Consider the following 10300-nt stretch of genomic DNA (forward strand, 5'->3'; position numbering starts at 1 on the left):
GGTGGGGCTGGGCTCCGACTACGACGGCATGGTGCCGCTTCCCCGTGGCATGAAGGATGTCACCGGGTTGCCATTGCTCACCGAGGCGCTGCTGCGCCGCCATCCACCGTCCTGGGTGGAACGCGTCATGGGTGGAAACTTCCGCCGTTTCTTCCAGGAGACACTGGGTGGTTGACCGGCGACGGGACGCTCGAAATATTGGCTGATGCCCATGAACCGCTCACTCCTCGCACTCGTCCCGTTGGTTGGCTCTCTGCTCCTCGCTGGTTGTGGCCCGAGCGCGGGAGGCGACTGCGAGGGGGGCGGCTTCGTCTGTCAGGAGCGGGTGCTGGCGCTGGAGTGCCGGGGTGGCGCCTGGCGTGAGCTGCCCTGCCGGGGCCCGCTGGGCTGCCGTGAGACGTCGGAGGCCGTGCGGTGTGATACGTCCAACAATGTCGCGGGGGACGCCTGTGCCTCCAGCGCCGAGGGCACGGGGCTGTGCCGTGCGGACGGCCAGGCCGTGTTGGAGTGCCGCCAGGGCGTGTTGACGGAGACGGCCACCTGCTCCGCCTGCACCGTGGAGAACAGCCAGGTGACGTGCCAGCCCTGAGATGGGCGCTGCGCGGGGTGTCAGGCCCCTCGCCTCGAATCGTGTGGTAGCCTCGGAGCGCCGCTCGCGGGACTCCGATGCGACTTCCGATTCAAGCCTTTGGAGCCTGACCCGCGGTCGTTTCACTCTTCCCCGAGCGGCGCTTCCTTTCCCAAGCCCGGGTGCCCGGGGAGGACGTGCACACGATGGCCGCACTGGCGGAAGTCCGCGGCGAGCAGGTCGCCCGCGAAGACCTGGTGATGTTCGTCAACGCCTGCTTCTCCTGCACGGGGCAGCGGGAGTTCTACGGCGACGCGCGCGGCCAGTCCGTCTCCATCGAGTTCCTGCACCAGTACATCCTGGGCAACTACCGCCGGCTCTACGCGCGGACGCTCGCCGCGGGCATCAACCACTTCAATCAGGCGCAGATCATCCTCAACCTGCTCGCCAGTGGCAGCCCGGCGGAGGTCCTGGACAAGGCGGAGGAGGGCGCGCTCATCGCCGCCGCGCTGCGCGCCCTGCCGCCCCAGCGGGCCTTCCGTGTCCTGGAGTCCCTGCGCGGCCGGCGCATCAACAACCGCCGGGCGCGGGCCATTGCCCGGGACTACGTGCATGGCCGCGCCAACCTGGCCTTTGACGCGGTGAAGTACCGCTCCAAGCTGCGCGCCGCCGTGTCTCACGGACACCTGAAGCTGGAGGGCGAGCTGGGGCCGTTCCTCTTCCGCGGCTGGAAGAAGCGCTCCTTCACCCAGCCCTTGCTGGAGACCTTTCGCCGCGCGCACTACACCCAGGAGGCCCTCTACGAGCTGCCTTACACGGTGGCGGAGGGCCTGGCGGTGAAGCACGGCATCTCCCGCGAGGTGTTCCTCCAGCGCATCGAGCCGCGCCTCACGGCGGCGGAGCGCCTGCGCCTGCAGGTGTCCGCGGCGCGCGGGCGCGGGACGCCTCCCCCGGTGGACCTGGGGCGGGCCTCCCTGACGAAGCTGGCGCTGTATGTCCTGGCCCTGTCGCCGGAGGTTCGCCGGGAGCGCCACGCGGAGCTGCACGCCGCGCTGGAGCAGGCCGCGGCCCGCGTCCTGCGCCGGGCCCCGTCGCCGCTGCAGCGCGTGGCCGCGATTCTGGACAACAGCTATTCGTCGTCCGGGTCGCTGGAGAAGCGTCGCCGTCCGCTCGGTGTGGCGCTGGCCACCCATTACCTGCTGTCCGCCGCAGCCCGGGAGTACCGCGCGTGGTGGACGTGCCCGGTGGAGGCGCCGCTGCTCGTCAGTGCGCGAGGGCAGACGGACCTCGCCACGCCGCTGCTGGAAGCGTTGGCCTGGGGCGCCGACCTGGTGGTCATCGTCTCCGATGGCTACGACAATGACCCGCCCAGGGCGGTGCCCGAGCTGACGCGCGTGTTCCGCTCGAAGCTCGACCCCAAGCACCGCACGGCGCTGGTCCACGTCAATCCGGTGTTCGACGCAGAGGGGTATGCCCCCCGTTCCTTCGGTGCGGCCGTGCCCACGGTGGGCGTCCGGGACGCGGAGGACGTGCCCACGGTGCTGGGCTTCGCGCGCTTCGCGGAGGGGGCGGCGTCGCTCTCCGAGCTGGAGGCCTACCTCGCGTCGCGCGTGGGCGCGATGTTGCAGCGGGACGCCGAGGGCCGGCAGGGCCACGACGAGGGGCGCCGTCAGGATGCGCCGCTGGCGGAGGAGGGCGAATCATGACGGACGCACGGCTCATTCAGCGGCTGGAGCCCGCGGGCTTGCGGTTGGCGCCCTCGCAGGTCTGGGGTGGCATCCGGTTGGTGCCCGTCTTGAGGGACGAGGTGCGTGGCGACCTCCGCATGACCTTGCGGACGTACGACGAAGTGGCCGCGGTCGTCTCGGTGAAGGGCGGGCTGAAGGAGCCTGGCCTCAAGTACATCTCGTATGTCCCTCACGGCCTGGTCATGACGTGGGGAAACCGCCAGGCGGAAGCTGTCTATGGAACGCAGCTGCAAGCCGGGGACGGGAAGCGCCTGAAGGCCGGCCCCTTCTCCGTCCGGCTGCTGCACCGGATGGTGCACCGAGAGGACCGCCGCCAGCTGCGGATGCTCCCGTTGCATCTGGCGATGGAGGGCTTCCTGTCCTTGCAGTTCGGCGGGCCGGAGATCGCCTGGGCCGAGTATTCACGCGAGGGCCTCGCGCGAGGCCTGGACCCTCGCTTCGAGAGCTCCGTCCCCGGGTGGGCTTCGCCGATGCTGGATGGGGCGCTGCGCACGTTCGAAATCCATCCGCGGCAGGTGGGCCTGCTGCTGTTCAACGCGGACGTGTTGTTGTCGGCGTTCGTCGTCGCGCACCCGGATGACTACCGCGCGCTCCACAGGACGTTGGTGGAGGACTTCTACGGCGACCTGCTGCTCCAGTACGGATTCCTGGGGGACGCGCCCGAATGGGGGCTGACCCTGGATGACGCGCGGGTGTCCAGCCTGGAGGACTTGCGCAACGAAGTGCACCGCATGCGCCAGGACTGGGCCGACTTCCACGGCTTCATGGCCGGGAGCCTCTTCGGCGCCAGCATGACGTCCACCCGTGTCTACAAGGCGGGCGGTTTTCTCCTCCAGCGCTTCCACAGCTCGCTGGACCCGGCCGAGGAGAACCACATCGGCGAGGCCATCGTCGGTCCGGACGGCACCCTGGAGTACCTCAAGACGTATCGCCTGTCGGCGGCCCAGACGCGCCGGGCCTACCTCTTGTCGCAGCTTGCCCTGTGCGACTGGCATCTGGAGGTCACGGCGGAGCGCCTGCGCACCACGGCCAGCGACCTGGCCCTCCGCCTGCGAAACGCCGGATTCGGCTATCTGCTCAAGGACTCCGTCCTCGAAGCCGCCCAGCGGAAGCATCGCCGCTGAGCGCTCACGCGGCGGCGTTACTCCTCGGGCTTCGCGGGTGGCGGCGGCGGCGCATAGCCCGTGGCGGCCATCCGCTGCCCGCTGCGCTGGTACAGCTCCGCGGGCATGTCCTGGACGCCGGTGCCGTCAATCCAGCGATTGTAGAAGTTGAAGAGCGCGCACACCGTCACGGTGTCGAAGACGGCTTCGTCCGTCCACCCGGCGTCCTTCAAGCGCGCGATGTCTTCCCGTCCCACCTGCGCCGCGCGGTGGTTGAGGGTGTCCACGAAGGCAAAGAGGGCCTTCTCGGCCTCGGAGATGGGGGCTGTCGCCACGTCCTCCAGGACCGCTTTCACCATGTCGGGACTGCCCAGCAGTTCCGCCGCGACCGCGGCGTGAGAGCCCGTTCAAAACAAACATTGGTTGCCGCGCGAGGTGTACGCGGCAATCAGCTCTCTCAGTCCGGGCGACAGCGGGGAAGGGCCCCGCATGACTTCATGGGTGAAGCGGGAAAGGGCCTCACCCAGCCGAGGCTTGTAGGCGAACAGGTGCCAGATTTGCGGAACGGGCGAGCCCACCTCGCGGGCCATGCGAATCAGCCGGCCGTAGTGGCCATCGGCGTCGCGGTCCTCGACGTCCTTCAGATGCATGCGGTCCACGGCACCCTCGGCGGAAACGGGCTGGAACGTCCGGCCCGCATGCTCGCATGGGGCACGGCGAGCCACCAGCCTTCACTCAGGCGCTGGGCCCCTGAAGCGACGTCAGGAAGGACTCCAGCACGGCGTTCACCCGCTCGGGCTGTTCCTGGTTGGCCAGGTGCCCCGCCTCCGGAATGACCTCCAGCTTCGCTCCGGCAATCAGTCCGGCGATTTCCTTCGCCTTGGCCAGCGGCGTGAGCGCGTCGTGCTCGCCCACCACGACCAGTGCCGGGCCCGCGTATCGCGCCAGCATGTCCTTGCTGTCCGGGCGCAGGGCCATGCCGCGCAGCGCGGCCGCGACGCTCGCGGGGGAGGCCGCGCGCATCAGCGCGGCCACCTCCTGGGCCACCGGTGCGTCCGGGCCCGCGGCCACCATCTTGGGAAGCATGGCCTGGATGATGGGCTCCACGCCGGCCTCCAGCGCCTGCCTCGCGGAGGTCTCCCGCCGCGCCTTGCCCTCCGCGTCGTCCGCGGTGGCCTGCGTGTCCATCAACACCAGCCCGCTGACGCGGCCCGCGTCCTCGCGCAGCAGCGCCATGGCGGCGTAGCCCCCCATGGACACGCCGCCCACCACCACGGTGTCCAGCTTCAGCGCGTCCAGCAGCGCCAGCACGTCACGCGCGATGCGGGACATCTCCGTGGGGCCGTCGCCCAGCGCGCTCTCACCGAAGCCCCGGATGTCCGGGACGATGAAGCGGTAGCGCCCCGACAGCGCCTTCACCTGCTTGTCGAACACGCTGCCGTTGAGCGGAAACGCATGCAGCAGCAGCACGGGCAGGCCCTTGCCCTCGTCCCGGTAGTGCAGGGGGACGCCATCCACGGTGACGGTCAGCATGTTTCCTCTCCTCGCGAAAATGTCAGAGCCACTCTTTGTGCTTGAACCAGAAGAGCATCCCCACCGGCAGCCCCAGAATCGACGCCCACATCAGGTACCAGGCGCCGTTCGTGTAGAGCCGGTCGAAGTTCTGCCCGAAGAAGCCGACGATGCAGGACAGCGGCAGGAAGATGGTGGCGAAGATGGTGAGCTGCTTGGAGATGTCGTTCGTCTTGTTCGCCACCATGGACAGGTAGCCGTCAATCACGTTGCCGATGATGTCGCGCCCGGCGTCAATCTGCTCGTACAGCCGCACCAGATGGTCGTACACATCACGGAAGTAGAGCGTCGTCTTCTCGTGGACATGGGGGATGCCTCGCCGGGCCAAGAGGCCCACCACGTCGCGCTGGGGCGACAGCACCCGCCGGAGCGTCACCAGCATCCGCTTCAGGGCGAAGATGCGATGCAGGTGGGACTTCTCCGGCTGCTCGAAGATGGCGTCCTCCAGGTCCTCGAACTCGTCGCTGAACGCGTCGAGGATGGGGAACTGCGCGTCCACCAGCGTGTCCGCGAGCATGTAGAAGACGAAGTCCGTCCCGCGGATGATCGTCGCCTGCGGGTCGTCCTTCACGCGGCGCAACACGGTGTCGTGGCCGGCGAAGGGGAGCTCGTGGACGCTGATGAGCCAGTCCTTCGCCAGGAAGAAGTGGTGCTCGTGCAGCGTCAGCTCGCAGATGTCCTTGCCCGTGACGGTGAATCCCTGGAGGACGACGAACTGGTGGTTGGGGTATTCCTCCAGCTTGGGCCGCTGGTCCAGGTGGAGGCAGTCCTCCACGGCCAGCTTGTGCAGCCCGAACCGCGCGGCCAGCCGGGCCAGCACCTCCTCGGTCGGATGAAGGACGTCGATCCACTTCCGGCCCTCCTCGCCCAGCAGCTCTTCACCACCGGTGAGAAGTTGACCGTCCTTCACAAGACAGACCTGAATCATCCCGTAGCGCTCCCAAGCCAGCGGCATGGCCCGCAGGCGAGTGCTAGAACTCCCCCGCGCGGAAGTCGAGCGCTAGAGTGTGACACCCGTGTCTGAAGCCGCTGAGACCCCCCAGGCCTCGCTGTCCGCGAGGCTCGAAGAAATCCTCCAGTCCCATCCGGATCCGGCGTTCGCCGGCCGCCTGCGCAAGGTGTACGTCGCCACCGCGCACGCCGTCTCCCGGCTGAGCGACCTCGACCTGGTGCGGTACGAGGCGCCCGTCGTGGACTCCTCGCCGGACCTCTCCCTCTGGGAAGAGATGGCGCCAGTCATTCGCGACACGGTGATGGACGTCAACGGCCTGCTCAACGTCATCCGGGAAGAGTTCCCCGTGCAGTCCTCGGGTGGCGCGAGCACGCAGGCCCCCGTCGGCATCCTCCAGGAGGCGATGAGCCAGATTGCCCAGGGCATCACCCAACTGGGCGAGGCCATGCGCAACCCGTCGGTGGTGAGCGACCGGTGGACGCTGCTGGCGGAAATCCAGCGCGTCCGCGCCCGGTTCCGCGAGCAGATGAGCAACCTGGTGTTCGAGTCGGCGAGCCTCCTGGGCGAGGTGACGCGGGCCCAGGTGGTGCCGGGCTACGCGGCGGAGGTGAAGGCCGCGGTGACCGTCCGCGCCATCACCGCCGACCTGGGCCGCATCCTCACCGCGCGCCTGAAGAAGGTCCGCGATGCGGAGCCGCAGGACGTGCAGTGGAATGCCCAGCAGCTCCAGACGGAGCTGGACGCCTTCGGGCGCACGGCCGCGTACCGGAACCTGCGCGCGCAGGACAAGCGGCACGTCGTGGAGATGCGCGCGGAGGTGGGCCGCCTGGCCATCCTCCCGAACCCCTCCCGCGCGGAGCTGGTGACGGTGGTGGAGGCCCTGGACACCTTCGTTCAAGGCCTGTCCGCGGTGAACCAGCGGCAGCTGCTCATCATCCATGACCGTGAGGTGTGGGCGTCGTGCGGTGTCCGGCTGGAGCGCGCCATGTCGCTGGTGGGCTCGGACCCCGCGGGCGCGGCCCGGGCCCTGGCCGAGGCGGCCGGCAGCGGCCAGTCCCTCTACGGCCGGGCGACGGAGCTGGACGCCTTCCTGCGCAAGGCGCGCAAGCTCCAGGTGGGCCAGCTCCCGCCCGACGAGCTGCGGTCCACCATCGTCACCTTCCAGGGGCTGCTCGCCGGCCTGGACGTGATGTGATGAAGGCGCCAGTCCCGCGCCCGCTTCGCGAGGCCGACCTGTCCCGCGTGGAGGGCGTCTTCACCGACGTGGATGGCACGTTGACCACAGGCCACAAGCTGCGCTCGGACACGGTGCGGGCGCTGGAGCGCCTTTCGTCCGCGGGCCTGCGCGTGGTGCTGGTGAGCGGCCGCCCGGCGGGCTGGGGAGAGGCCTGGGCGCGGCAGCTCCCCGTGGACGGCGTCATCGTGGAGAACGGCGGCCTGTTCTTCCTGAAGGGCGCGCACGGCCGGCTGCGGAAGGTCTACGCGGAGGCGCCGGAGGAGCGGGTGGCCAACCGGCGGCGGCTCCAGTCCGAGGTGGCCCGGGTCCTCAAGCAGGTGCCTGGCGCGCGCCTGTCGATGGACAGCGCGTACACGGAAGTGGACCTGGCGGTGGACTACAACGAGGAGGCCCGCCTGGGGGCCGCGGGGGCGGACCGCATCGAGTCCCTGCTGGTGGCGCGAGGCGTGACGGCCGTGCGCTCGTCGGTCCACATCAACTGCTGGCTGGGCCGCTTCGACAAGCTGAGCGCCACGCGGCGCTTCGCGCGGACGGCGTGGGGCGAGCGGCTGGACCCGCGTGACGGCCGTTATGTATACGCGGGGGATTCTTTCAACGACGCCCCGATGTTCGCCGCCTTTGGACTGGGCGTGGGCGTGGCCAACGTGCGGGCCGTCCTGGACCGCATCGAGGCGCCACCTGCTTTCATCACCCGGGCGCCCGAGGGGCGGGGCTTCGAGGAACTGGCTCGCGCCATCCTGGCCCGGAGGGGCCGCGGCGCGGCCCGTGAGGAGTGACACCGTGAATGTCGTGAAGCTGGAGCTGGCGCGCGGGCTGGGGCGCCACCTGCGCGCGGGGCACCCGTGGGTGTTCCGAAAGGCGCTGGAGCACGTGCCGAGGATTCCGGCCGGCAGCGTGGTGGACCTGACGGAGAACGGGAAGTTCGTGGCGCGCGGGTACTACGACCCGCACTCGGCCATCGCCGTGCGCGTCCTCACCCGCGACCCGCGTGACACCGTGGATGCGGGCTTCATCACCCGGCGGGTGCGTCAGGCCTTGTCCGAGCGCACGGCGCTCATCGACCTCACCGACACGGACAGCTACCGCCTGATTCATGGCGAGGGCGACGGCCTGCCGGGCGTGGTGGTGGACCTGTACGCGGGCTGGGCGGTGATGAAGCTGTACTCCGCGGGCCTCACGCCGTACCGGCCGCTCCTCATCGAGGCGCTCAAGGCCGGTGTGCCCGGGCTCAAGGGCATCATCGGCCGTGACGAGGTGGGCCGCGACGACGTCGACGAGGACGAGGGCCGCGGCTCCGGGAAGATGCTCTACGGCCAGGAGGCCCCGGAGCTGATTCCCATCCGTGAGCGCGGGGCCACCTTCCTGGTGGACGCCTGGAAGGGGCAGAAGACGGGCTTCTTCCTGGACCAGCGGGAGAACCGCTACCTCATCCGGCGGCTGGGCAAGGGCCGCGACGTGCTCAACTGCTTCAGCTTCAGCGGCGGCTTCTCCGTCAACGCGGCGCTGGGCGGGGCCCACAGCGTGTTCTCCGTGGATCAGGACCCGGACGCCATCGCCCTGGCCCGGGAGAACTTCACGCGCAACGGCATCGCCGCGGAGAAGCACGACTTCCTGGCGGCGGACGTCTTCAAAATCATCCAGTCCTTCAAGGAAGAGGGCCGCACCTTCGACCTCATCATCCTGGACCCGCCCGCCTTCGCGAAGACTCAGCGCGCGGTGCAGGCGGCCATCGACGGGTACGCGTCCCTCAACCGGCAGGCGCTGGCCATCCTCCGGCCGGGCGGGCTGCTGGCGACGGCGTCATGCTCGGCGCGAGTGACTCCGGATGACTTCATGGGCGCGGTGCGCGAGGCGGGCTTCAAGGCGGGCGTGGACCTGGCGCTCGTCGAGGAGCGCTACCAGCCGCCGGACCACCCGGTGCGCCTGCAGTTCCCGGAGGGGAAGTACCTCAAGTTCTACGTGCTGCAGTCCGTGTAGCGCGCCCGCGCTCCAGGGCTGAAATGCAAGAGGCCACGAGGTGAAGAACCTCGTGGCCTCTGCTGTTTCCCCGTGAGGGGAGGGCGGCTCAGAAGTTGCCGGCGCGGGCCTCGTCGAACGGGGCGCGGTGGTTCAGGTACGTCTCCGTCAGCGAGTGGGCGCCGCTGAACATGCCCCCCTCGGAGAAGTGGTGGACCTGCGCGCCCTTGCCGGCGTCGCGGAACAGGTCACCCGGCGTCCAGCCCTTGCTGCCCTGACCGAAGATGACGGGCACGGCGTCCTTGTTGTTGACGTAGTGCACGTAGTTGGGGCCGTCCGGGTAGGTGGCCGCGGCCGCGCCGAAGGTCTCCACGTTGACGCGGCTGAGCAGCTGCTCCACCTGCGCCTTGGACATCCCATCTTCGATGCGCAGCCGGTTGCCGACATCCTTCAGCGCGCGCGAGGTGATGAGGCCGCCGTGGCTGTAGCCCATCAGGTGGATGTCACGGCCCGCCTTCAGCTCGGAGTAGACGATGTCCGACAGCGAGTCGACCGCGGGGTTCTTGCCCTTGTTCAGCTTGTCCTTCGCGGCCTGGATGACGTCGGCGATCATCCCGGACGTGGCGTTGTGCACGCCGATGGCGCGCATGCCGGTGCTGTTCGCCAGGGCCTGCAGCTCGCGCGCCTGGCCGTCCTTGTTGGTGCTGATGCCGTTGACGTAGACGACCGTCGCCGTGGCGTTCGGGTTGTTCGCCGGAACGAAGGCGGGCACCTGGTTGAGCGGCGTGTTCGGCTCGAACGTCTGGCCGCCGGCGCCCACCAGCTTGCCGTCGAACACCTTGTCCTTGGAGCCCGCGGGCGCGGTGAAGACGCCACCCACGGCGCGCGTCTGCGCGGAGCGGCTGTCGAAGCCATCCACCACGACGCCGCGCTGAGCGGCGCCACCCGTCACGGGAGGCTGCACGGTGTTGGTGGCAGGCGAGCCACTTCCACGAACACGGTCGGCGGTGCTGCGGGAGGTCTGCGCGATGCTGTTCCGTCCGCGCTGGATGGTGCTCATGAGGTGGGGGCTCCTGCGGAATCTGGGGGTGTTTCCGCATTGTCCTCGAATCCACCTGGAAGTTTCCTTCTGGCGGAGATTTTGCGCGGAATCGTGTGTGGGTT

Annotated in this window: 12 protein-coding genes; 7 read left to right on the top strand and 5 right to left on the bottom strand. The window is 69.4% G+C overall.

Annotated elements, in window-relative coordinates; genetic code table 11:
* The 4 genes from G4D87_RS26020 to G4D87_RS26035 all read left to right on the top strand — a co-directional run.
* On the top strand, positions 1–175 hold a 175-nt coding region (locus G4D87_RS26020), incomplete at its 5' end, for a membrane dipeptidase (RefSeq protein WP_171452367.1).
* A gap of 36 nt (positions 176–211) precedes the next feature.
* Positions 212–589 (top strand): hypothetical protein, encoded by a 378-nt coding sequence (locus tag G4D87_RS26025; RefSeq protein WP_240358614.1) that lies wholly within the window; start codon positions 212–214, stop codon positions 587–589.
* Between the two features lie 185 nt (positions 590–774).
* The gene (locus G4D87_RS26030) at positions 775–2274 is read left to right on the top strand and encodes a hypothetical protein (protein ID WP_163785031.1); all 1500 of its coding nucleotides are present in this window, start codon (positions 775–777) and stop codon (positions 2272–2274) included.
* A complete protein-coding gene (locus tag G4D87_RS26035) occupies positions 2271–3440 on the top strand; it encodes an ARPP-2 domain-containing protein (RefSeq protein ID WP_163785033.1) in 1170 nt (389 codons plus the stop codon). Before G4D87_RS26030 ends, G4D87_RS26035 begins: the two co-directional genes overlap by 4 nt.
* Positions 3441–3457: 17 nt before the next feature.
* Here the strand turns inward: G4D87_RS26035 and G4D87_RS26040 are convergent, their stop codons facing one another.
* From G4D87_RS26040 to G4D87_RS26055, 4 genes are all read right to left on the bottom strand, one after another.
* Positions 3458–3778, bottom strand: coding sequence for a carboxymuconolactone decarboxylase family protein (locus G4D87_RS26040; RefSeq protein WP_240358615.1), 321 nt, complete (start codon positions 3776–3778; stop codon positions 3458–3460).
* A gap of 48 nt (positions 3779–3826) precedes the next feature.
* Complete coding sequence (locus tag G4D87_RS26045; protein ID WP_240358618.1) at positions 3827–4069, bottom strand: carboxymuconolactone decarboxylase family protein; 243 nt, start codon at positions 4067–4069, stop codon at positions 3827–3829.
* Positions 4070–4154: 85 nt separating this feature from the next.
* Positions 4155–4952: an alpha/beta fold hydrolase gene (locus tag G4D87_RS26050; RefSeq protein WP_163785037.1), complete on the bottom strand. Its 798-nt coding sequence runs from the start codon at positions 4950–4952 to the stop codon at positions 4155–4157.
* Positions 4953–4974: 22 nt separating this feature from the next.
* Positions 4975–5946 (bottom strand): magnesium transporter CorA family protein, encoded by a 972-nt coding sequence (locus tag G4D87_RS26055; RefSeq protein WP_240358616.1) that lies wholly within the window; start codon positions 5944–5946, stop codon positions 4975–4977.
* A 52-nt stretch (positions 5947–5998) separates the two neighbouring features.
* On the opposite strand from G4D87_RS26055, the gene G4D87_RS26060 reads away from it, so the two are divergent.
* From G4D87_RS26060 to G4D87_RS26070, 3 genes are read left to right on the top strand one after another with little or no spacing between them, the layout of a single operon-like run.
* Complete coding sequence (locus G4D87_RS26060; RefSeq protein ID WP_163785039.1) at positions 5999–7138, top strand: hypothetical protein; 1140 nt, start codon at positions 5999–6001, stop codon at positions 7136–7138.
* On the top strand, positions 7138–7956 hold the full coding sequence (locus G4D87_RS26065; protein ID WP_163785041.1) for an HAD-IIB family hydrolase: 819 nt from the start codon (positions 7138–7140) through the stop codon (positions 7954–7956). Before G4D87_RS26060 ends, G4D87_RS26065 begins: the two co-directional genes overlap by 1 nt.
* Positions 7957–7960: 4 nt before the next feature.
* Complete coding sequence (locus G4D87_RS26070) at positions 7961–9157, top strand: class I SAM-dependent rRNA methyltransferase (protein WP_163785043.1); 1197 nt, start codon at positions 7961–7963, stop codon at positions 9155–9157.
* 88 nt (positions 9158–9245) lie between these two features.
* Here the strand turns inward: G4D87_RS26070 and G4D87_RS26075 are convergent, their stop codons facing one another.
* On the bottom strand, positions 9246–10196 hold the full coding sequence (locus G4D87_RS26075; protein WP_163785045.1) for a hypothetical protein: 951 nt from the start codon (positions 10194–10196) through the stop codon (positions 9246–9248).
* Positions 10197–10300 lie beyond the last annotated feature (104 nt).

The organism is Myxococcus vastator (genome assembly GCF_010894475.1).
Lineage (GTDB): Bacteria > Myxococcota > Myxococcia > Myxococcales > Myxococcaceae > Myxococcus > Myxococcus vastator.

Coding starts and splice junctions, on each gene's coding strand:
- G4D87_RS26025 (WP_240358614.1), top strand. CDS start 212: ATGAACCGCTCACTCCTCGCACTCGTCCCGTTGGTTGGCTCTCTGCTC.
- G4D87_RS26030 (WP_163785031.1), top strand. CDS start 775: ATGGCCGCACTGGCGGAAGTCCGCGGCGAGCAGGTCGCCCGCGAAGAC.
- G4D87_RS26035 (WP_163785033.1), top strand. CDS start 2,271: ATGACGGACGCACGGCTCATTCAGCGGCTGGAGCCCGCGGGCTTGCGG.
- G4D87_RS26040 (WP_240358615.1), bottom strand. CDS start 3,778: ATGGTGAAAGCGGTCCTGGAGGACGTGGCGACAGCCCCCATCTCCGAG.
- G4D87_RS26045 (WP_240358618.1), bottom strand. CDS start 4,069: ATGCATCTGAAGGACGTCGAGGACCGCGACGCCGATGGCCACTACGGC.
- G4D87_RS26050 (WP_163785037.1), bottom strand. CDS start 4,952: ATGCTGACCGTCACCGTGGATGGCGTCCCCCTGCACTACCGGGACGAG.
- G4D87_RS26055 (WP_240358616.1), bottom strand. CDS start 5,946: ATGCCGCTGGCTTGGGAGCGCTACGGGATGATTCAGGTCTGTCTTGTG.
- G4D87_RS26065 (WP_163785041.1), top strand. CDS start 7,138: ATGAAGGCGCCAGTCCCGCGCCCGCTTCGCGAGGCCGACCTGTCCCGC.
- G4D87_RS26075 (WP_163785045.1), bottom strand. CDS start 10,196: ATGAGCACCATCCAGCGCGGACGGAACAGCATCGCGCAGACCTCCCGC.